The sequence below is a fragment of the Providencia sp. PROV109 genome, from assembly GCF_033681625.1.
Lineage (GTDB): Bacteria > Pseudomonadota > Gammaproteobacteria > Enterobacterales > Enterobacteriaceae > Providencia > Providencia hangzhouensis.
On the sequence record NZ_CP096320.1, the window covers coordinates 931,257 to 953,753 of the forward strand.

23 protein-coding genes and 1 pseudogene are annotated in these 22,497 nt (G+C 37.0%); 12 read left to right on the plus strand and 12 right to left on the minus strand.

Features of this window, described 5'->3' with window-relative positions; genetic code table 11:
* Nucleotides 1-114: 114 nt before the first annotated feature.
* The 3 genes from M1F25_RS04160 to M1F25_RS04170 all read left to right on the plus strand — a co-directional run bounded on the left by M1F25_RS04160 (nt 115) and on the right by M1F25_RS04170 (nt 1,174).
* Nucleotides 115-330, plus strand: coding sequence for a hypothetical protein (locus M1F25_RS04160; protein ID WP_004905277.1), 216 nt, complete (start codon nt 115-117; stop codon nt 328-330).
* A gap of 9 nt (nt 331-339) precedes the next feature.
* Nucleotides 340-735: a hypothetical protein gene (locus M1F25_RS04165; RefSeq protein ID WP_112307870.1), complete on the plus strand. Its 396-nt coding sequence runs from the start codon at nt 340-342 to the stop codon at nt 733-735.
* A gap of 109 nt (nt 736-844) precedes the next feature.
* Complete coding sequence (locus tag M1F25_RS04170) at nt 845-1,174, plus strand: hypothetical protein (RefSeq protein WP_094962182.1); 330 nt, start codon at nt 845-847, stop codon at nt 1,172-1,174.
* 24 nt (nt 1,175-1,198) lie between these two features.
* Here M1F25_RS04170 and M1F25_RS04175 read toward each other — a convergent pair whose 3' ends face one another.
* From M1F25_RS04175 to M1F25_RS04185, 3 genes are all read right to left on the minus strand, one after another.
* The gene (locus tag M1F25_RS04175; RefSeq protein ID WP_036958546.1) at nt 1,199-2,158 is read right to left on the minus strand and encodes a hypothetical protein; all 960 of its coding nucleotides are present in this window, start codon (nt 2,156-2,158) and stop codon (nt 1,199-1,201) included.
* Complete coding sequence (locus tag M1F25_RS04180) at nt 2,158-2,700, minus strand: Hcp family type VI secretion system effector (RefSeq protein WP_181489348.1); 543 nt, start codon at nt 2,698-2,700, stop codon at nt 2,158-2,160. The genes M1F25_RS04175 and M1F25_RS04180 overlap by 1 nt, the downstream gene beginning before the upstream one ends.
* Nucleotides 2,618-3,786 (minus strand): IS3 family transposase gene (locus M1F25_RS04185; protein WP_094963266.1). Its coding sequence is split into 2 segments (ribosomal slippage): nt 2,618-3,537 and nt 3,537-3,786, totalling 1,170 coding nucleotides; the frame shifts between segments, so codons are not numbered across the junction. The genes M1F25_RS04180 and M1F25_RS04185 overlap by 83 nt, the downstream gene beginning before the upstream one ends.
* Before the next feature lie 555 nt (nt 3,787-4,341).
* Here M1F25_RS04185 and cdiI point away from each other — a divergent pair.
* Nucleotides 4,342-4,497, plus strand: a pseudogene (cdiI, locus tag M1F25_RS04190) (ribonuclease toxin immunity protein CdiI); the annotation flags it as partial.
* 115 nt (nt 4,498-4,612) lie between these two features.
* Here cdiI and M1F25_RS04195 read toward each other — a convergent pair.
* The 4 genes from M1F25_RS04195 to M1F25_RS04210 form a co-directional block, all read right to left on the minus strand.
* Entirely contained in the window at nt 4,613-6,619 is a 2,007-nt protein-coding gene (locus M1F25_RS04195; protein ID WP_094963056.1) for a BCCT family transporter, read from the minus strand.
* A gap of 423 nt (nt 6,620-7,042) precedes the next feature.
* Nucleotides 7,043-7,309: a DksA/TraR family C4-type zinc finger protein gene (locus M1F25_RS04200; RefSeq protein ID WP_181489350.1), complete on the minus strand. Its 267-nt coding sequence runs from the start codon at nt 7,307-7,309 to the stop codon at nt 7,043-7,045.
* Between the two features lie 75 nt (nt 7,310-7,384).
* Nucleotides 7,385-7,822, minus strand: coding sequence for a GNAT family N-acetyltransferase (locus tag M1F25_RS04205; RefSeq protein WP_004905264.1), 438 nt, complete (start codon nt 7,820-7,822; stop codon nt 7,385-7,387).
* Nucleotides 7,823-7,965: 143 nt separating this feature from the next.
* A complete protein-coding gene (locus tag M1F25_RS04210; RefSeq protein ID WP_036958543.1) occupies nt 7,966-8,289 on the minus strand; it encodes a hypothetical protein in 324 nt (107 codons plus the stop codon).
* Nucleotides 8,290-8,590: 301 nt separating this feature from the next.
* Here M1F25_RS04210 and M1F25_RS04215 point away from each other — a divergent pair, with 301 nt between their 5' ends.
* Complete coding sequence (locus M1F25_RS04215; RefSeq protein ID WP_004905262.1) at nt 8,591-9,277, plus strand: DUF421 domain-containing protein; 687 nt, start codon at nt 8,591-8,593, stop codon at nt 9,275-9,277.
* A 49-nt stretch (nt 9,278-9,326) separates the two neighbouring features.
* Here M1F25_RS04215 and cptA read toward each other — a convergent pair whose 3' ends face one another.
* On the minus strand, nt 9,327-11,036 hold the full coding sequence (cptA, locus tag M1F25_RS04220; protein WP_094963057.1) for a phosphoethanolamine transferase CptA: 1,710 nt from the start codon (nt 11,034-11,036) through the stop codon (nt 9,327-9,329).
* 360 nt (nt 11,037-11,396) lie between these two features.
* Between cptA and M1F25_RS04225 the strand changes: the two genes are divergently transcribed.
* From M1F25_RS04225 to M1F25_RS04255, 7 genes are all read left to right on the plus strand, one after another.
* Nucleotides 11,397-12,575, plus strand: coding sequence for an ion channel (locus M1F25_RS04225; RefSeq protein WP_004905258.1), 1,179 nt, complete (start codon nt 11,397-11,399; stop codon nt 12,573-12,575).
* A 32-nt stretch (nt 12,576-12,607) separates the two neighbouring features.
* On the plus strand, nt 12,608-13,240 hold the full coding sequence (gene ccmA, locus M1F25_RS04230; RefSeq protein WP_004914240.1) for a cytochrome c biogenesis heme-transporting ATPase CcmA: 633 nt from the start codon (nt 12,608-12,610) through the stop codon (nt 13,238-13,240).
* The gene (gene ccmB / locus M1F25_RS04235) at nt 13,225-13,890 is read left to right on the plus strand and encodes a heme exporter protein CcmB (RefSeq protein WP_004905254.1); all 666 of its coding nucleotides are present in this window, start codon (nt 13,225-13,227) and stop codon (nt 13,888-13,890) included. The genes ccmA and ccmB overlap by 16 nt, the downstream gene beginning before the upstream one ends.
* 522 nt (nt 13,891-14,412) lie before the next feature.
* Nucleotides 14,413-14,634 carry a hypothetical protein gene (locus M1F25_RS04240; RefSeq protein WP_036958541.1) on the plus strand — a complete coding sequence of 74 codons (222 nt, stop codon included), beginning with the start codon at nt 14,413-14,415 and terminating at the stop codon, nt 14,632-14,634.
* A 381-nt stretch (nt 14,635-15,015) separates the two neighbouring features.
* The gene (locus M1F25_RS04245; protein ID WP_181489352.1) at nt 15,016-15,363 is read left to right on the plus strand and encodes a thioredoxin family protein; all 348 of its coding nucleotides are present in this window, start codon (nt 15,016-15,018) and stop codon (nt 15,361-15,363) included.
* Between the two features lie 42 nt (nt 15,364-15,405).
* Nucleotides 15,406-16,200, plus strand: a complete 795-nt coding sequence (locus M1F25_RS04250) for a sulfite exporter TauE/SafE family protein (RefSeq protein ID WP_004905249.1) — start codon at nt 15,406-15,408, stop codon at nt 16,198-16,200.
* Between the two features lie 222 nt (nt 16,201-16,422).
* Nucleotides 16,423-17,430, plus strand: coding sequence for a LacI family DNA-binding transcriptional regulator (locus tag M1F25_RS04255; RefSeq protein WP_094963061.1), 1,008 nt, complete (start codon nt 16,423-16,425; stop codon nt 17,428-17,430).
* A gap of 156 nt (nt 17,431-17,586) precedes the next feature.
* Here M1F25_RS04255 and M1F25_RS04260 read toward each other — a convergent pair whose 3' ends face one another.
* From M1F25_RS04260 to M1F25_RS04275, 4 genes are all read right to left on the minus strand, one after another.
* A complete protein-coding gene (locus M1F25_RS04260; protein ID WP_004905244.1) occupies nt 17,587-18,558 on the minus strand; it encodes an ABC transporter permease in 972 nt (323 codons plus the stop codon).
* Between the two features lie 10 nt (nt 18,559-18,568).
* Nucleotides 18,569-20,053 carry a sugar ABC transporter ATP-binding protein gene (locus M1F25_RS04265; RefSeq protein ID WP_094963062.1) on the minus strand — a complete coding sequence of 495 codons (1,485 nt, stop codon included), beginning with the start codon at nt 20,051-20,053 and terminating at the stop codon, nt 18,569-18,571.
* Nucleotides 20,054-20,209: 156 nt separating this feature from the next.
* Nucleotides 20,210-21,070: an ABC transporter substrate-binding protein gene (locus tag M1F25_RS04270; protein WP_370661211.1), complete on the minus strand. Its 861-nt coding sequence runs from the start codon at nt 21,068-21,070 to the stop codon at nt 20,210-20,212.
* Nucleotides 21,071-21,221: 151 nt separating this feature from the next.
* Nucleotides 21,222-22,295, minus strand: coding sequence for an erythritol/L-threitol dehydrogenase (locus M1F25_RS04275; RefSeq protein WP_004905239.1), 1,074 nt, complete (start codon nt 22,293-22,295; stop codon nt 21,222-21,224).
* Between the last annotated feature and the right edge of the window lie 202 nt (nt 22,296-22,497).

The following is a 22,497-nucleotide window of genomic DNA, read 5'->3' on the forward strand; positions in this document are numbered from 1 at the left end:
TAAACATAGTCGGCTAACTTACTATCAAAAGGTAAGATCATTACGCTTTCAGACCATGATATTAAATTAGGCTTAATATCTCAAAATTAACCCCCCATCATAGAAAAAGATCAGTTGCATGCCTCTGCGACTAACAAATTGGTTGAGGAAATTAATAAATTAAATTCTAAATCACAAGCCGAGAAGTTTGCAGTTGGGATTGGTGCTTATGATCCTTCTATGGAGAAAACAGCATTTGGGTTTAGTAATGGTAAAGTCAGTGCGGAACTCGTTATGTTTTTATTGCTTTATGTGAAAAAAAATGGCTTACTAAAGCCAAATGCTACATAAGGAAATCGCATGAAACACCAAATAATCATGAGAATAATTGGATCTGAACAGGGGTTAATCACGAAAGACCTTTCAAATTCAAAAAATGATGCGATCCTAATTAATTCAATTAGTTATTCTAGAGAAAAAGATGAAAATGGCACTCCAATTCTACGATTGACGATTGATAAAGATTTGGGTCACTCAACCAAATTTATCTTTGATGCTATCAAAAACGATGAAAAAATAGATATTACTCTTAAATATTTTATTGATGGGGAAGAACCTTCTATTATCAATTATAACAATGTCATTATTGACAGTATACAATCGTTATTTTGTGCTGAAGGATTCAATTTCGATGATAACCTTGCGATAAGACAAGGTAAACCGTATGAATTAATTCAAGTGATTTCATATAATTAAGTATTATAACCTTGATGGTGATTATTATAAATCACCACCATCAAAATGAAAAACAAGACTATTTACACCAATTAAGATAAAAAGCTATATATTAGTATCAGAGGTCATAGTGAAAATAAGAAATATAGATAAGTTAAATAAAAATGACTTTATCAAACTTAGTTCAATTCATTCATCCATTGGAAAAGGGGATGATTTTGATTCATGGTTTGAAGAATCAGTATCAAGTAAAAAGATTCCCAAAATATTGTATTTGATTTATATTATTAACTATTTAACTCTTGTTTTTTTTATGGGGGCACCATTAATTCTATCACTAATACCTTTAACAATCGCATATTTAATCCCTGTATTAATGGTTTTATTTATAGACTCAGTAAATAGTAAAATACCTTTTTTATTTTATCTATCCATAAAATTTAAACTTTTAATTCACTAATGAAAATAAAAAAATTATAAAATACTAATTTTCGTCACTATGTAATTCAAGAATCAATTTCAATTTTATTGCTGATGCTGTTAATGAATATAATAACATTGGCTTATTTCCTATAGCTAATTTTCTTTTATAATTTTCACTAGTCCATCTTTCTATTCTAAACCCGACGTTATCTGGAAAATAGCGTTCAAAAAAACCTAATTTTCTTAATCCTTTAGAAGTTTTTGTTGGTAATTGTCTTATTTCAGTTCTTTTCTTTGGATCAATAATTTTAAATGCTCCAAAACCGATATAAAGATTATTTACAAAATCAACATCATAATAAATTTTCTTAGCTGTGATGCTATCTCCACCTAATGCTATAGTACCTTGTTCTATTAAAAATTTAACTGGATCTTGTCTAAAGTTTATTTCACCATCAGTTAACTCATACGTAATATCAGAAATACCTTGATATACACGACCTCCACCATAGGCCATGCTTATCGCACCGGACGTTTTCATTCCGTGACTTCCAATTGTTTTACCTATTCTATAACTAAAAATACCAACTGCTGTTTGAATTGCACCACCTAATATATCAAGGCTCTTGTCACCATAAAAAAGCCAGCCTTCACCAAAATAAGACCTAGTTGCATTATATAGTTCTTTACTTGCCTTTCTTAATTGGGAATACGCTAATTTTTCTGATTCATATTCAAGTTTAATTTCCTCAGTGTATTTATATATATCGGGCCAATTCCCCGTTGAACCTATGTTCTCTCTAAACCAATCCCGAGTGCTATCTACTCGTTGATGCCTAGCATTATTATTATACAGTGCTATATTAAAATCAGCTCGGATCAACCTTATAACTTCATTTATTTCACTTCTGTAACCTTGTTTACAGTAGGGGTCGTCAAGAAAATACCTTGCAGATAACTCAGATATTTTTCTTAATTCATTTGCATACCATTCAAAGGTCTCTTCTGGGCTAGAGAACATTAAAAGCTCCTTTCTTCCCATATACTGTATGTACTAGTACCAGCAATAACATGCTCCCAGGTAACCGATTTAAATCGAAACGATACAGACTCTTCTGGTTGGGCTTGATTGTGAGTAACAGAATTAGGATAAAAACAATTTAGGTCAACAATTGAGGCATCTGTCAGTTTTATTTTATAATACAGCTCTAACCCACCATTCATTGATGTTCTATAAAAAGTAAAGTCGCACGTTAATATCTCACTCGATGTTAATGCTTGAGAAAGTAGTGGGGAAGACTTATCAATTGGCTTACGAATACTAATAGGCTGAAAACTGACATTTTGATGCATCGATAAATTAGAAGACAACTCATTAATAAGAATTTCGTTTTCGTGTCCCTTTTGATACTTGTTTCCGATAGAATCTATCGATGAGCATCCTTTCGAGATTAAACCTTGTTTATTTCCTTTGTAGTGGTCAACTAAAATTGGCCACGGTTTTAGAGTTTTTCCGGTATTGGTTTTCTGATTCGTTTGGTGGTAATCCACCGTTATATTCATGCGGCCTGACTTCGCTGTAATACCCGACGATATAATCCGTTATTGCATGGGCTGCTTCACTGAAGCTGATGTAGCCGGTCACCGGCACCCACTCATTTTTCAGACTTCTGAAGAAGCGCTCCATCGGGCTGTTATCCCAGCAGTTACCACGCCTACTCATACTTTGTTTTATCCGGTATCGCCACAGTAACTGTCGGAACTGCCTGCTTGTATAGTGGCTACCCTGATCACTGTGGAACATGAGCCCGGATGGCTTATTTCGTATTTCCCATGCCATTTTCAGCGCTTTGGTTGTCAGTTTGCTGTCCGGAGAAAATGACATTGCCCAGCCCACGGGTTTCCTTGCGAACAGGTCGAGTACAACGGCCAGGTATGCCCAGCGTTTACCGGTCCAGATATACGTTACGTCGCCGCACCATACCTGATTGGGCTCTGTCACTGCGAACTGTCGCTCAAGGTGGTTCGGGATAGCAATGTGTTCATGACCGCCACGTTTATACCGGTGAACAGGCTGCTGACAGCTCACCAGCCCCATCTCCTTCATTAGCCGTCCGGCAAGCCATCGTCCCATCCGGAAGCCCCTGTGTGTTGCCATTACAGCGATACTTCTTGCACCTGCTGAGCCATGACTGAGGCCGTGCAGCTCCTGAACCTGACTACGTAATACGGCTCTCCTGCCGTCCGGATTGTCAGGCCGGTTTTCCCGGTATCTATAGCTGCTGCGGTGAACTCCGAACACGCAGCAAAGAGTGGCCACAGGATAATGCGCTCTGAGTTTCCCGATCACCGAGACCTGTTCAGGGAGTCTGACATCAAGAGCGCGGTAGCCTTTTTTAATATTTCGTTTTCCATTTCAATACGTTGAATTTTTTTCTTCAGCTCACGTATCTCAATTTGTTCCGGCGTGATAGGGGATGCTTTCGGTGTTTTGCCTGCCCGTTCGTCCCGTAATTGCTTTACCCACCGCGTCAAGGTGGAAAGCCCGATATTCATGGCTTTCGCGGCATCTGCAACTGTATAGTTCTGATCCACAACCAGCTGGGCTGATTCACGTCTGAATTCTGCACTGAAATTTCGTTTTTTCATTAAGGCACCTGTGTTGTTCTGAGGTGAGCATATCACCTCTGTTCAGGTGGCCAAATTTATTAAACCACTACACTTTTAGCGTAAGATAAATTATATTCGCCATTTTAAGCATTCCCTTTGTCATTAAAGATAAATATAGATAGTTCACAATACCATATACATTACTTAAGTTAAATATTATGATTTAGCATAGATTGCGTTTACCTTGATTTTAAAATTTCCATAAGACCTATTATGTTAAACTGGCGAACTTAGTGTCTAAAACAGCCCGTTAGGCATCATAAAACCGCCTCAGCGCGTTTTTAGCAACGTTGAGATTGAATGCGAAAACACACTGAAATCGTCGAAAAACATAAACCTGTTTTGTGGTGATAGACGATTTAACCAACCAAGTTAACGAGGGTCGTAGCCGAATCAATTAGGAAAAAGACACGTGGTCATGTCTGTCTATTTGAGGGATAAAACTTACATGAGGGGAGAAAATAAGAGTGCTAATTTTGCTTGTGAGTATGATGGATTTTTAGATGATATGATTTTTAAAGAGGGTGTTTTTTTGCAATAAGTTATCCTCCAGAAAAAGAAGATGAAATAGTCGTCAGTGAAGAAACTTGCTTTTACTATGCCAGATTAGCTTGTGAAAAATATTTAAAAGTTCATCCTGAAGACTTAGCTAGCGTAAGTACTTTATTATCAAAAATTCAAATGTCATAAAATAGGATTCTATTGCATTAATAGATAATCGAATAAACACAGGCGGAGGCGGCTATAATTTTAGCCGCCTGTGAATTCTTATCGACACATTTTAGGTAATGTTTCTTTTTTGGGGCTACTTACCCAGTAAGTGTAAGAAATGGATATGTTTTTCGTATTGGTCTAGGATATCGTGAATGATCTGCTCTTTTGCCCAGCCCATCACGTCATAATCTTGCCCACCTTCTTTTAAGTGAATTTCAGCGCGATAGTAGCGTTGCTCCTCGCTCTTTTCATCATCACTTTCTGTCCCCATACCCGATAACGCAAATGACGGTTGAATATAGTAACGGAGGCGAACTTCGTATAAAAAGTTCATATCTTCGCCTAAATCCACTTCAAAACCTATTCGGTCATCTTTATCAGTATGGATATGGCATACAGTACCTTGCTTAGCCAGTTCTTCAGATACCATTTCCATTGATGGCTTCACAGATTCTTCCATAAAGCGTTTAACATGCGCGCGTTTAGGGAAATATACGATGTTACGCAAGCGTCGCTGCCACGGAATAGGGTTACGGCTGGCAGTTGGTGCAATGGTCGCTAACTGTTGGCTATCGCGCTTATAGGCATCGACTCTTAAGGCTTTGAACAAGCCATAAATGGAGGCGAGCAAAACGACAGCAAAGGGAAGAGCACTCGCAATTGTCAGTGTTTGTAACGCTTGGAGACCACCTGCGAGTAACATTGTTATCGCAACGATACCCATTAAACCCGCCCAAAAGATACGTTGCCAAACAGGGGTATTAGAATCGCCGCCTGAAGCTAAAGTATCAACCACCATTGCTCCTGAATCCGCTGAAGTCACGAAAAACACAATGACCATTAGCATAGCAAAGAAAGATAAAACCGAAGAGAATGGAAAATAATTAAGGAATTCAAACAAAGCGAGAGATACGTCTGCCTGAACAGTTTCGGCTAATAAGGTTGCGCCTTTATTTTTAATTAAATCAATCGCTGTGTTACCGAAGAATGTCATCCACATTAAAGTGAAGCCAGCTGGGACAAATAATACCCCCATGACAAATTCACGAATACTACGACCGCGAGAGATACGGGCAATAAACATACCGACAAATGGCGACCAAGATAACCACCATCCCCAATACAGTAGTGTCCAGCCGCCTAACCAATTACTTGATTTGGGTTCATAGGCATAGAGATTGAAGGTTTTATTGACGATCTCTGAAAGGTAGCCACCTGTATTCTCAACGAAAGATTTTAAAAGAAGCACAGTTGGCCCTAAAGCAACGATTAATACGAGCAATAGAAATGCGAGGCCAAGATTGAGTTCCGATAAGATACGGATACCTTTATCTAGTCCTGAAACAACGGAAATTGTTGCAAGCCCTGTAAAAATGATGATCAAAGCCACTTGTACGGTTTCGCTGACTGGTAAACCAAATAAATGGTTCATCCCAGCGTTAACTTGCAGTACACCGAAGCCTAAAGATGTTGCAACACCAAATACCGTCCCTACTACTGCAAATACATCAACTGCATGGCCTATTGGGCCATAAATACGCTCACCAATAATGGGGTAAAGGGCAGAGCGTAATGTGAGAGGGAGGCCGTGGCGATAGCTAAAAAACGCTAAAATTAATGCGACAATGGCATAGATAGCCCAAGCATGTAACCCCCAGTGGAAGAACGTTAAGCGCATGGCTTCTTTTGCGGCTTCAACGGTTTGCGGTTCACCTACAGGTGGGTTGAGGTAGTGCATTACGGGTTCTGCAACCCCAAAAAACATTAGCCCAATTCCCATACCTGCTGAGAAAAGCATGGCAAACCACGAGACATAGCTAAAATTGGGTTGGGCGTGGTCTGGGCCTAATTTTATTTGCCCATAACGGGAGAGTCCCAGATAAGTCACACTCAAAAGAATAATAGCGACGGCTAGAATGTAAAACCAGCTAGCATTATTGAATAAGTTTTGCTGAAGATGACTTAGATGAGATTCTGCGACTTCTGGCATCAAAGCGGCAAAGCCCACGATAACCAAAATAATAACGGCAGAGCTATAAAATACAGGGGGACTAATTTTAGAACGAATTTTTTTAGAATCAGTATCAATTTGACTCATAACAACCTTCTTTTGTTTTGTTTTATTTTATTTTTGGCATACCGATATCGACAAATATGCAGCGAGCTGTCCTTCTTAATGAAACAATGAATAATTGCGAAAAATTTCCCCTAAGGAAACGAGATAGAAAGAACAATAATATGGTGTTGAAGGCAGGCTAAACTGCCAAAAATAGCGATGAAACCCGAGTCTTTATCACCTTCATAAGTTAAAAAATAGGCGGTTATACTGCCATGATACGAGTGAATGATCAACAATATCGGGAAATAACATTAAATAGAGGATAAAAATATCATGTTAATTATCATTAAATTAATAATTAACAGTGCAGTATTTACATGTTTTACCAATAAGTTAACGCAAATGAGTGAAAGTAAGTACTAGATAAGTAAAAACCTTAGATAAATGGAGGTGGAAATGTGATTAGCGTAATTGGCTATCCTTACTGCCACGCCGATTATAGCCACTAAATGTAGATTGTTTTTTATCTAATTCATTTTGGCAGTTGATACAGAATTTTACGCTGAGTAATGCTAAACGGCGAGCCTCAGGAATTGCCTCACCACACTCTTCACAAAACTCGGCACTTTCACCTGAGTGCAATTGGCGACGAGCTTTCGCTACCGCATCATCAAGAGTGGCATCAATTTGTTCTTGAACAGCATCTTCATTTGCCCAACCATTTGCCATCATTCACCTCTGTTTGATTAAATATTGATCTATATACCAATATAGAGGCGAGAAAATTTAATTCAAGGGCAATTATTACTCTAAAGATAATGTCATATAAATGTGGTCCATTCCCTCTTCATCATACATTTCTCCCTCAGTTTGGTACCCCAGAGTATGGTAAAAATCAATGGCAGTATATTGCGCTGAAAGAGCGATTTTATGGTAATGATGAGAACGGCCATATTGCTCTACAAATTTCATTAATTCACGTCCTAACCCTTTACTTCGGTGTGATTTTTGTACTGCGACACGGCCAACTTTGATGAGATTGTCTTCAAGTAGTACACAACGTAATACTGCAGCTGGCTGCCCATCTAAATACAAAACGACATGTAATGCGGACTCATCATATTCATCGACATCGATATCAGCGGGAAACCCCTGTTCTTGAGTAAAAACTTGTTGGCGCAGGTTGAAAGCATCAGTAAGGAGTTCTGGGTTTGTGTACCCCATGCTATGTTTAATTTGCATTAGTTTTCCTGGTAGCTAGCGAATAAGAAACATAATTATATCGTGGAATGGCGAAAGAGTTAGGTGGGTTTTGTTGTCTTTTTGCACCAAATAAGAATGCAGGCATTTAAAGCCCACATTCTTGAAGGGAACTGAGCGGAAAATTATTTTTTATTGGTTTCTGCGTCATTTTCTGCTTTGAGTGATTCCGTTTTTTCTTTCATATCGGTTGCGACTTCGTCAGCTTTATTAATCGCATCCGTTTTAACTTCTTGGCTCAGTTCTGACGCATTTTGTTTTAACTCTTCAGCTTTATTTTGCGCATCTTTCGTTAATTCATCAGCTTTTTGTTCACCATCTTCTTTTAATTGCTGGGCTTTTTCTTCAGCTTGTTTAACGGTGTCACTTGGTTTGGATGAGTCATCACAACCTACGATAACTGTAACAATTCCCGCGAAAAGAAGTGAAGTGATGAGTTTTATATTCATAAACATATCCTTAGCACGATGCTGGTAAAAATGTTATTGAAGCTCGATATTGGCATAATCGCCAATGTGTATATTTAACTATAGTTGAAATTAAGTGAGTTATAAAATAATTAGGTAAAAAACTGAAATCGTTATATTTTTTTTGATTGCAAACTCAAGTGAATGTTTTTTTTTGGAAAGTCATCTCTTGTTCCATGCTATAGAGTTATAAAATATAGAAAACCAAGCTAAACTGTTCGAACTTATTATTAAATAAATAATGAAAACAAATGTATGGCTTAGATAACAAAGGAATAGCATTATGGCGTACTATTATTCGTTGATTATTTTAAAATTTATTATCGGTTTTGCCATTGTTATCACTCATATGAATCTATCGGGAAAAACGCAGCTTTCCCAAATGACTCCTATTGATTTTATTGGTAATTTTGTTTTAGGAGGTATTATTGGTGGGGTGATTTACAGTGATACTATCCCATTGTACCAGTATGTGACTATTTTAATTATTGGTGTTTTGTTTATAAGCTTTTTGAACTTTTTAACAAAAAGATTTAATTTTTTTCGTAATGTGGCCATTGGTAATCCCATACCTATCATTAAAAAAGGCCAATTTATAATGGAAAACATCTTAGAAAAAGCCAATAAGATAGACCTCATCAATATTTCATCTCGAATTCATGCACAAGGCATTCATTCCTTTCAAGAAATTTATTATGCACAAATAGAACCTGATGGGCAGCTAACCATTATTTGTGATGAAAAAAATATGCCATCAGTGATCCTGATAAAAGAAGGGGTTATTAGAAGCTATGGTTTGGAATCTATCGAAAGAGATGAAGCTTGGTTAATGCAGCAAATTGAATTACAAGATATTGAATCAATAAACGATATTTTCTTAGCTGAATTTTGGCGTGGTGAAGTCACGTTTATTTTGCGGGATGGTAAAATAAACCGCAAGGGAGCACAGCATCTGAAAGTTATAGCTTAAATGAATAGGTCGGTGAAATGCAGATAACATTTCACCGACAGAGACCTAATTATTGTTTTAAATCATCATAAAGCATTAATGAGGATTTATTATCTGGGTCACCAATATAACGAGGTTGAGGTTTAAATGCCTCATTAAACAGGCTTTTTTCGGGCTCAAACCCAGTATAGTTTAAACCTGCTAAATCAGACCACGCGTAGATAAAGTCCATGTTACTGAATGGTCGGGTTGTTTTATCATTCAAATCAAATTGATGAGTTGATAGCCACTCAGGTGATTGCCAAACTAGGAAAGGCACATTATAAATGACTTTACTTGGCTTACCTTCACTACGCCCTAACATTTTATGAGGCGGGGTATCATAAACATCTTCACCATGGTCTGAGAAAAACACCAGAAAACCATTTTCTTTTGAAGAATCAAAGTCCTTGATTAATGTTGAAACAACATAATCGTTATAATGTTGTGCGTTATCATAAGCATTATAATCTTTCACTTCGTCATCATTTAGGTTAGCGGGAACCACGCTGTCTTTATCTTTGAAAATGGCTTTATCTTCTGGGTAGCGGAATTCATAGCGCATATGCGTTCCTAACAGATGGACAACGATAAATTTCTTTTCTGCTGGGTCTGCAAGCGCTTCTTTGAATGGTGCAAAAACCACGTCATCATAGATACGTGAGCTTTGAGCCATATCATTATTCAAATAATATTGCTTATCTGTTTGGCGAGAGAATGCCGTTAATAAGGTGTTGCGTTCAGTCATCGTCTGCTGGTTAGTGATCCAAAACGTTTTAAAGCCCGCTTGCTTCATCATGTTCATCATAGAAGGGCGCGAATTGAACAGTTCAGGCTCAGTTTGTGTCGCAAACGTCAGAATTTGTTGTAGTGCTTCAATAGTATAAGGTCGCGACGTCACAACATCATTGAATACGGATAAATTAGCAGGATAATCCCTTGCAAGTTCATCTAACTCAGGTGTCGTTGGGCGTGAATAGCCATATAGGCTCATTCTATCGCGGCTGGTGGACTCACCTATTACTAATACAAATGTGCGGGGTGTATCACCGTTTGCATCGACAAAGTTTTCTAATGGTGGAATTTTACTGTTGTCGCGGATTAATTCCTCCATGTTTGCTAGCTGGTTTTTATATAAAAAGTAACCACTCACAAACTGCCATGGCGCAGCGTAGGCGAGTTTACTATTTAAATACGATGCGACATTAGCCATTGGTCGGTCTTGTTTAATGCCTTTGTTATAATAAGGAATACCGAACAAAATAACTAAAATTAACAATGAAATACCGATTCGCCCTGACTTTGGCAGTGTTACCGGTTTTAGACGTGTCCATAGGAAAATTGCGACTACAGTATAGGCGAGTATGACACCTAAGACTTTGAAGCTAAAATATTGTTTAAGGAATTCGCCTGCTTCATTAGTATTGGTTTCAAACATCACAAACATGACACTTTGGGATATTTGATGCCCATAAACCACAAAGTAGGCGAGGGCAACTACCGAAGAAAGCCATAAAACAATACCAATTAGTCCCGCAACTAACTTAACTTTTTTAGGGAACAGTAGGGCAGGAACCAGCCAAAGAGAGCTATAGAGTAGTGAATCTCTTAGGCCAATAGAATTACTTTGCCCTGTTACGAGCACATACAGTTGTAATAGTGATGAAAAATACCAAAAGTAGATTAGTAACCAGAACAGTGAGGTCCAGCTAAATTTTTCCGAGTGTGTAGTGTTACTCATAGGTTTTTAAACTCTTGTTTTCTATTATTGTTAAATCGAATTGAAAAATAATTGAGAAATCGGTTTTTAGATATAAAGACGTAGTTTAAGTTCCAAAATATATTATCTATAAATAATATTTCCTTAATAATCATATAACCGTTTGTTTACTAGTGTTTTTTAAAAGCTGTTTTGTTCGCTTGGAATTGGGCAGCTATCGTGATATTCAATTATAGACGATGTTTTGCTAGCCATTGTTAAAATAGTAAAATGTCCAATTAGCATTTGTCATCGTCTTTACGCCATTGGTACTATCCTTTGATATATTTATGGTATATAAGAAAATTTGACGAATGCATCAATGAAGGGTGAGAGCAATACATGTTAGATAATTCATTTGTGGCTTTTTTAAAATCACCTCTATCAATCAGGGTGTTGCTTTCATTGCTAATAATTATTGATGGCGCAATGATTTTAAAGCCTGTATTAAGTGCTTATACCGACTACATTGATTGGCGCGAGTCAGGGCTAACACAGTGGTTAAAATCACTCGGCTTTATGAAGTTACTGGATATTCCTCGTTTTTTATTGGGAATTTCACTGATTTTCCTATCGTTATTTATGGTTAACGGAGCCCGTATTGCTTGGGTGTTCTCCTTATTTTTACTTGGGATTATTTCATTTGTTGACCTGCGGTTAACACAAGAAAACATACATCAAGGTTATTTTTCCCTCTTTTTATTGGTTGCTTTGTGCCTTTTTTGGAAGTTGTATCATCACCATAGCTTAACCAGTGCTGGCTTTGTGGCAATAACCTGTATTATTGCATTATTGCTGTATTCCATTTTTGGTACTTTATATATTGGTGATGAATTTTCACCAGTGGTTAAAGACGGCACAACGGCCTTTTATTTTGCTTTAGTCTGCATGACAACGGTCGGGTTTGGTGACATTGTTCCGGTTACAGTGGATGCGCGTGTATTCACGGTGACGGTGATTATTTTAGGAATTACAATTTTTACCACTTCAGTGGTTTATATTGTTGGGGTGTTAGCGAAAGGTACGAAAGAAATCGTGCGTAAGAGGTTTTCTTATATGAAAAATCATTATGTGGTGATTGGTAGCACACCAATGGCTGTTAATGTCTATCAAGGGCTGAAAAAACGGGAGCTACCGGTGGCTGTGATTTGCCAAGAAAATCATCGCAGTCATTATCCCGAAAAAGATAATATTGTGACCGGTGACCCAACCAGTTCCGAATTGCTCGCCGCTGCTAATGTTAAACACGCAAAGTGTGTGTTAGTGATGACAGATAGCGATTCGCTCAGTACTTTCGCTTTATTGGGAGTGAAAGAACAAGCAGGGGAAGGTGGCTCGGTAAAAACCGTGGTGCTAATTAACCAAGAAAGCAATATGGATAAAGTTCGCTTACTTAAACCTGATATGTTGTTTTCATTATCTACGCTAGGTTCAGAGGTTTTGATGCAAGTGCTTTGCGGTGAAGCAATATCGAGCGACTCTATTAGTGATATGCTGTTGAACAAAGTTGCAAAAAGCTAACCTTAAAATAAAAATAACGGGAATTGTGCTTCATGCTAAGTGCTCAACAAGTGAGTTGCCATCGGCAAAATAGGGTGTTATTCCATCAACTTGATTTTATAGTGCAACCTAGTGAAATCTTGCAAGTTGAAGGGCCAAATGGAGCGGGGAAAACAACCTTGCTACGAATGATGGCTGGGTTATTAAAACCTGATGAAGGGGCTGTCTGTTGGAATAATCAATCGATTGATAAACTAAAAGAAGAATTTACTCGTCATTTACTTTATTTAGGCCACAAACCAGCGGTTAAATCATTATTAACACCTTATGAAAACCTCAAATTTTATTACCAAATGCACCATAAAGGGCATGAAGGTGAGCGTATTTGGTCTGCTTTAGAAGAAGTTTCGTTAATTGGTTATGAAGATATTCCTGTTAGCCAACTTTCTGCTGGGCAACAACGGCGTGTTAATTTAGCGAGGTTATGGCTAAGCGAAGCTCCTCTGTGGATACTTGATGAGCCTTTTACCGCAATTGACGTGGCGGGGGTCGCTCGTTTAACAGAACGTTTTCATCAGCATGCAGAGCAAGGGGGGATTATTTTGTTTACCTCCCACCAAGCGATGTCAGGGCAATTTGGTTCACTAAAACTGACGGGTGGGGTTGAATCATGTTTTGGTTATTAATTAAAAGAGAGCTTAAAATTGCATTTCGAGGTTTTTCTGAGCTCGTTAATCCGCTATGGTTTTTCTTAATTGTTATCACACTATTTCCCTTGAGTATTGGTCCTGAACCTCAATTATTAGCGCGCATTGCGGTTGGGGTGTTTTGGGTTGCGGCCATTTTGTCTTCACTATTATCACTAGAGCGTTTATTTAAGGATGACTACCTTGATGGCTCCCTTGAGCAACTGTTACTCGCACCGCATCCTTTATTTATCACTGTATTTGCGAAGGTGATTGCCCATTGGTTAGTCACAGGGCTGCCCTTGATCTTGTTATCCCCTGTTGCGGCATTAATGTTGTCTTTTAGCGCAGACACACTATTTGTATTAGCAGGGACATTATTATTGGGCACACCTGTATTGAGTTTTATTGGGGCGATTGGTGCAGCATTAACCGTTTCCTTAAAAAAAGGCGGTGTCTTGGTGAGCTTGCTTGTTTTACCGCTGTATATTCCTGTGCTGATTTATGCAACAGGTACGATGGAAGCCCACAGTTTTAAAATGCCTCTCGATGGTTATTTTGCCATTCTTGCCGCGTTATTTGCCGCCAGCATCACCTTTTCGCCACTCGCTATTGCAGCTGCGTTGAAGCTTAATATTAGCAATAGCTAATTATTTTTCTCTCGTCAAAATAGATAACAAGAGCAAATTAATTTTTGCCTTGTTATCTATTGTCGATTCAGAATTGAAATATAATAATTACTTATACATTTAACGGGTGTTTTTTCTTAAGATTTCATTTTATTCAACTAGTTAATGGGCTTTATTTGTGTTTTTGATACAAATAAAGGTAAGTTTTATAAAAAATCGCATTGAACTCAAATAATTTATTTAAATTGCTACCGTTTTATATTGTTTATTACAAAAAATATTTTTATGTTAAATTATGATTATAATCATAATCATAATATATGAAGTTAGATGAGTTATAAAAAAGCTTAAATGAGTGTGATTGTAATTTGACTTAAGGTGTGTGATGTTTCGTATATTACTTTATCTCAAACCAATACAATTAATAATTCTAATGATTTTAAAACGTAATTTTAGCTATAGATCGATTTTGCTTACCTTTTGTCTCCTTATGGTAGCCAAGCGGGCGGAGGTTCACTGAGTCTCAATGCCAGCAAAACCGAGATGCACAGCGATTACCAATCGGTGGATAAACAAACTGGCATCAATGCAGGCAAAGCCAGCAACACCACTCATACAGCGGTATCGGAAGGTGAGATTGTTATTTGCGATAAGGCAAATCAGAAACAAGATGTTACTGATTTAAGTCGATATACAGACAATGCCCATGAGAAGCTGAATATGATTTTTGATAAAGAAAAAGAACAGAAACGGATACCCATCTAAATGGGTTAAAATTGAAAAGCTAATAATGAATAAGAGTAAAAATATAGTTTATTATTTAATAATAAACATCTTTAAATAATCTAGGTTCATCAAAGCTAATAATATTCATGAATAAAAATCCAATGTATAATAAAAAACTAAAAGTGGTTTATGTATCGTATGGTTTTTAAAAGTTAATATAGCGAGTTTATTCTTGTTATTTATTATGAATCATATTTTTATGCTTTATTGTGATAAAATGTTAAATTGGTTTATTGTTCTTAAATGAAAATAATCAAATGCCAAATAATACTAAATAATTAATGGACAAAAGGTGACTTATTATCTAGTTTATTGTTCCAATATGTTAGTTTAGGAAAAAATCACAAAAGGTAGCATATAATGTCGAATATTTTATCATTAGATAGTGATAATTTCTCGAGTACACTTTACCCCCTAGAGCAATATGAGCAACAAACTGTAGTTGTTTATTTTTCGGCTTCTTGGTGTTTACCGTGTAAAAATATGTATCCTATTTTTACTAAGCTTTCTGAGTATTTTCAAGAAAATAACATCGATTTTGGTATTGTTGATATTGCTCAATCGCCCACTTTAGCTCCTCGATATGGTATAAAATCAGTGCCGACAATTGCGGTTTTCCAAGATACTCGGTTAATCGATATTATTGCAGGAGAAGTACCATTTAATAGGGCATTAATGGTATTGGAGAAAACGCTCGGTAAGCGTTAATATTCAGCGAATATATTTAATAATAATGATAAGACATTCATAATGTTAATACTGATATTAGAAGGGCTATTGATAGGCTGTCTACTAGGTTTAACGGGAGCGGGAGGTGGAATTCTTGCTGTTCCTGCTTTAATGGCAAGCCAAAATTGGAGTGTAGCATTAGCAGCACCTGTAGGGCTTTTAGCTATTACAATAGCGGCTTTTATTAGTGTTATTCAAGGGCTTATAAAAAAGAATATTCGCTATAAAGCAGCTATTTGGATAGCGCTATTGAGTATTCCTTCTGCTAAGTATGGTATTTACCTTGCCCATATTGTTCCTCCAGTTTGGTTAACGCTTATTTTTAGCCTTGTTATGCTTTATGTCGGGGGACGTATATTTTTCAATCGGGGTGATGAGCAAAATGATGCACATTGTTTAATTAATACAGAAACTGGGAAATTTATTTGGAACACTAAAACAGCGTTAATCTTTGGGGGAATTGGTGTCATTACAGGATTACTTACTGGCATGTTAGGTGTCGGTGGTGGTTTTATTATTGTTCCTGCATTGCGAAAATTCACTAATTTGAATATGAAGAGTATTATCGCAACATCATTAATGGTTATCTTCTGTATTGGTAGTATTAGTATTTTTATTAATGTCTGGAATGGGTTTCAATATCCTAAAGAAATTAGCATCGTTTTCATTGCTTCATGTGTTGTTGGCTTATTAATTGGTCGATTAATAATGCATTATATTTCTAATAAAGCCATTCAAATACTATTTTCAAGTGCTGTTATCTTTGTTGCCTTAGGGTTGATTTCATCAGTATTGATTGAATTTAATGTCATTTGAAATAGGTTTTAAATATCACTTATTAAATAAATTTTTATAATTCATGCAGTGTGTCACTATTTTGAATGTTCAATCATTTATTCTTCTTTAAAAAAGTAAATTTGATTTATCTTCAAGCTCAAAAAGGTATAATGAACCATCGCATTTTTCTACCCTGATAATAGTGAAATGGATTGCTAATATACTCTTCTGGGTAATCATTAAAGGTTGACTAGTATAATTATGACAAAACAAGATAGCTCAACAACGATAATTGATATAGCTAAACGTGCTAATGTAACTGATATTACAGTCTCTAGAGCATTTAATCATCCTGAGATGGTAAAGAAGGAAACTCGAGATAAAATATTAGCGATAGCACAAGAGCTCAATTATGTGCCAAATCTTTTTGCACGTAATCTGAAAAACAAAAATAGCCGCATAATAGGTGTGGTTACTGATAGCACATTTAACCCATTTTATATCGTACTAATTCAAACAGTCTCACGCTTAGCGAAAGAAAAAGGCTATCAAGTCATGATTTTTGATTCAGATAGTGATGAAAAAGCAGAAAAAACAGCAATCGAAACATTAGTCAGCTACAAAGCGAGCGGTATTTTACTATCGCCAGTTCGTGACGATAAAGACTATCAACCAAGTTACTTATCATTAATTGATCAACATAATGTGCCTTTAGTTTTTGTTGACCGTTCAATTTATGGTTATCAAAATAAGTATTCAGGACTGTTTTTGAAAAACTTTGAAATTGGCGCTTTAACAGGAAAATTTCTTAACCAGCAAAATAGTGAAAATACACTTATTGTTTCAGGTCCAGAAGGATCTGAAATTAGTTTGTCTCGTTTAGCGGGTATATATAAAAATTTTCCAAATAGAAAAAATATTAATGTCTTATACAGCAGTTATATGTTTAACAAGAATGATGAAGATTATCTAAGAAAAAAAGTTCAAGAGCTTTATACACCAAATATGTATATTGTTGGGCTGAATGGAATTATTACGGCAGGGATGTATAAAATTATTTTAGAACTAGGACTTTCTTGCCGTTATTTTTCTGTAGATTTACCACCCTATGCAGATACTTATCATTTATCTATTTCTGGTGTACATCACGATTCGGTATATCTTGGTGAATTAACAACTGAGTTATTGTTTTCTGAAATAGAGCGAGATTCACATAAAGACCATAAAACAAAACAGATATTTGTTGATGGGAAACTTGTTGTTTATTAATAAGAGTTAGAAAGAAAGTCCTTTGTGATTTATATACTCTAAAGAATTTTAGTTGTATATGAACACAGTCAACACCCATGCAACTTGAAGTATGGCGATTATAGATAGGCAGGTAATGATACCTGCCTATCTTAATGGCGATGAGGTATTATTAATTTAGCGTTTCATTGAGCTAATTAAGGTAGCGCCCCAAATAATTAAACCTTTTACAATATATTGAACATAAGGTGAAATACCTAATAAATTTAAACCATTATTAAGTACGCCTAAGATCATTGCGCCAATCAGTGTGCCAATGATCATACCACGGCCTCCTGCAATTGAAGCGCCGCCGAGTACGACCGCAGCAATAGCATCTAACTCAAATCCTACCCCTGCATTGGGTTGCCCACTCATTACTCGAGAGGTAAATATTAACCCAGCGAATGCAGCAGTAAAACCGCTAATAACGTAAACTAACATTTTATAACGTTCAACGCGGATACCACTGAGGCGTGCAGCTTCTTCATTACCGCCAATGGCGTAAATATAACGGCCAAAAGAGACATGATTTAGTACAACATAGAAAATAAGATAAAGGCCAAGCATTAATAAAATAGGAACTTGAATTCCCATTAATTCTTCGCGTCCCCAAAAAGCAAATTCTTGAGGTAACCCTGACACTGGGTAGCCACCGGTATAAATTAAGGCTAGCCCTTTAGCAATAATCATGGCGCCTAAAGTGACAATGATTGGTGGCATTTTACCATAAGCGGCTAAAATTCCATTAATGAAGCCAAAAGCAACACCGGATAATAAGCCCAGAGCAATTGCGGCGTAAGGGTCCATTCCATAATATTTCATTAAGCCAGCCATCAAGGTTCCAGAAAGCGCCATAACAGCACCAACGGACAAGTCAATTCCACCTGTTAAGATAGCAAATGTCATACCAATAGCGATGATGGCATTAATAGAAACCTGACGAGCAATGGTCGAAAGGTTATTTACAGTTAAAAAATGTTCATTAAAAATGGACATGCAGACAAATAAAAGAATTAAACCAACAAGTGGTAAAAATGCAGGTATTTTTGTTAGCTTAGAAAAACTAAATTTATTTTTAGTTAATGGAATTGCACTTTGATTAGACATAGTCGTTATCCTATATAATATTGCCGGCCGCATGTACCATGATCTGAGTTGAGTTTATTTCGTCTCCAGTTAACTCAGCAGCAATTTCACCATCTCGAAAAACCAAAACTCTATCACTGACACCAATAACTTCTGGTAGCTCCGATGAAATCATAATAATGGAAATTCCTTTTTCAGTTAGAGAGCGCATTAACTGATAAATTTCTGATTTTGCCCCAACATCAATACCTCGGGTGGGTTCGTCGAAAATAAGAATTTTGGCTTGTTTATTTAGCCAGCGAGCAATAACAACCTTTTGCTGATTTCCACCACTTAAAGTAGAAACCGCGGTGTGAGGTTCTGGTGTTTTAACTTTTACTTGGGAAATTAAATCAATAGATAAAGTGAGTTCTTTTTTATTTTGAATTAAAAATAATTTTTGAGCATGATTGTTTAACCATATATTTTCTTTAACGGAAAAGGGCAATACAAGGCCTTGAGTTTTTCGGCTTTCTGGTAATAAACCGATACCTAATTGCAATGCAGCCGCAGCCGATTTAACTTTAACTTCTTTGCCTTCTAAAATAACTTTCTTCTTATATGCTTTATCAGCACCGATCATGGCAAGAATAGTTTCTGTGCGACCCGATCCCACCAACCCCGCAAGCCCTAAAATTTCACCTCTCTTTAATTGAAGGTGGTTAGTTGGGCTATATGAGAAACGCTGAACTTCTGCATCTAAGATGACTTCTTGCTCGTTGAATTGGCGTTTATGAGGATAAATATTCTCAACTTCACGACCAACCATCATTTCGATAATAACGTCTAAATCTGTTTCATCGACCTTACGCGACCCTATATATTGTCCGTCACGTAGTACACTGATGGTGTCACAGATTTCATAAATTTCTTCTAGATGGTGGGAAATAAAAAACATTCCAACCCCTTTAGCTTTTAAATCACGCATTACATCGAATAAATGGTTTGCTTCATTGGGGGTTAATGTCGCAGTTGGCTCATCTAACACTAAAATTTTAGCATCCAAAGACAGAGCCTTTGCGATTTCAACAAACTGTTGCTCTGCGATACTTAAATGGCTAATAGGTTCATCAATATTGATGTTTACACCCAGCTCAGCTAGGATTTCCTGCGATTTTTTTCGCATTAATTTTCTATCTAATAAACCAAACTTATTTTTTAACTCTCGATTTAAAAATATATTTTCAAAAGCGTTTAAATAAGGAATAAGAGAAAATTCTTGGAAAATAATACCTACGCCAGCTTTGATGGCATCTCTGTAGTTATGAAAGGTGTGTTCTTTGCCTTCAATCAGAATTTGTCCGCTATCAGGTTTATGTATTCCACATAACACTTTCATTAGCGTTGATTTACCTGCGCCGTTTTCACCTAATAATGCGTGAACCTCCCCTTTTTCTAGGGAGAGATTAATATTATCTAACGCCTTAACCCCAGGGAAAGTTTTACTGACATCTTTTAATGCTAATAATTGCATCATATTGCTTCCCTATATTTCTCAACTGCTTAAAAATGGGTAACAAAGCCATTTGGAATTTTTATTCCAATATGCATTTAATAATTAATATTTATGAAAATGTATTGCACCGAACATCAGAAATACAGGTGCAATACATTGGTTATTGATAACTAACGATTACCAGTGAAAATCTTTAGCATTGGTTTTGTCGATCAATTTAACATCAATTGGGACTTCTTTAGGGACATTAGCGCCCCAGTATTTTGCTAAGCCCATAGCTAAACCAATACGAACTTGGTCACGAGGGAATTGCGCTGAAGTAGCAATAAATGGAGAGTTACCTTTGGCAATTTCAGCAACCGCTTCAGGGGAACCGTCAACACTCACTAATTTGACATCACGACCAGAGGACTCAATCGCTGCTAACGCACCTAAAGAACCGACATCGTTAACACTGAAAATCCCATTTAGCGTTGGGTTTGCTTGCAACATATTTTCTGTAACGTTCATTGCAGTATCACGTTCTTGTTTACCGTTCAATTTAGTTACGATTTTGATATTTGGATATTCTTTCATCGCTGCTTCAAAACCACGAACACGCTCAAGAATTGGCACAACAGGAATACCATCTAAAATTGCCACTTCGCCTTTGCCGCCTAATGCTTCACCTAAACGTTTACCTGCCATTAAGCCAGCATCATAGTTTTTAGAACCAACGAAAGAGTCAATTGGGCCATTTGCTTGAGCATCAATGGCGATAACTACAACTCCCGCTTTTTTCGCTGCCAGTACAGCCGTTTCCGCACCAACGCTATCTGCCGGGTTTATTAACAGAATATCGATTTTTTTCTGTAACATATCTTCGATATCACTGGTTTGTTTTGATACATCATGAGCCGCATCAGAAATGTATAGTTGTGCGCCCATATCACCCGTTGCGCTCTCTAAGGCTTCCTTCATGGTGACAAAATATTCATTGTTTAATTCTTGAAATGACATACCCACTGAAACTGGCTTAGCGGTAGCGTTAAATGCCATACCTAAAGTCAGTACACTTGCAGCGACAGCTAACTTTTTAAATTTACTCAGCATAAGATGTTCTCCTAAAAGAGCGTTTAATTATATGTAGGGTTTTTACTTATTTAGTGTTTATTTGAATTATCAATTATTACTGCCAGTTAAAACATGTTTATGGCTTGATGACGACTTTAATTGAGTCTGCCGATTTCGCCATGACAAAGGCTTCTTCCCAATCATCGATGGAATAGAAGTGAGTAACGATATCATCAGCACTAACTAAGCCACGGCTAAATAGGTCAATAGCGACTTCATAACTATATGGCCCTAAGTGAGCACCGCGGATATCGAGTTCTTTGCGGTCACCAATGATTGACCAGTCAACTGTTGTTTCTTTACCAAACACGCTGAATTCCACGAAACGGCCAAGTTTGCGGATCATTTCTAGCCCTTGAGTAACACCGATTGGTGCACCCGTTGCTTCAATATAAACGTCACAGCCATAGCCTTCAGTCATATCTTTGACTAATTTAATCGCATCTTCTTTCAGTGGATTGATAACGACATCTGCACCAAATTTTTTTGCTAATTCAAGGCGCTCATCAATCGCATCAATGACAACCAATTTTTTCGGCGTTTTTAATTTTGCGACTTGGATCATGCACAGCCCTAGTGGGCCTGCACCTGCAATGACGACGACGTCATTTAAATCAATATCACCACGGCGTACAGTGTGGATAGCACAAGCCATTGGCTCAATTAATGCGGCATCTTTATCAGATAGTTCATCAGGGATTTTATGAATAATGGCGCGTTCTGAAAAACGCATATATTCAGCCATACCACCGTCGGCAACTTCTTTTTGGAAACCGTAAATATCATGGGTTTCACACATCCAGTATTTGCCAGACTTACAGAAACGGCACTCCCAGCAAGGGACTATCTGTTCTGCTAAGATGCGGTCACCGATTTTCAGTTTGAATTTTTCAGCGGAGCCTTCACCGAGCTCTGCAACGCGGCCATAAAACTCATGGCCAGGAACTACTGGGGCTTTGATCCATGGGTCATCTCCCCAAAACATTTGAGCACCATCGTTGGCTTTACAGTCGCCAGCACAGATCCCGCACCCATCAACTTTGATGACAACTTCTCTAAATCCTGGCGTTGGTCTTTTAATATTTTCAAAGCGATAATCATGTGGGCCATGACAAACAACTGCTTTCATTTTTTCAGGTAGGTTACTCATGTTCTAAGACCTCTTTCTAGTTGTTAACCCTAATGTTGACGTCAACATTAAGCGTTTTTTTATAACGCATTTGCTTTAGTTTTTTAACGCTTAACTATCAATATTGATATGTATGTAAGAAAAATGGTTGTTTAATGTTATAGATAAAATAAATTTTTTTTAATATGACGACGTCGTCATTTTTGAAAGTCAGTATCTTAAA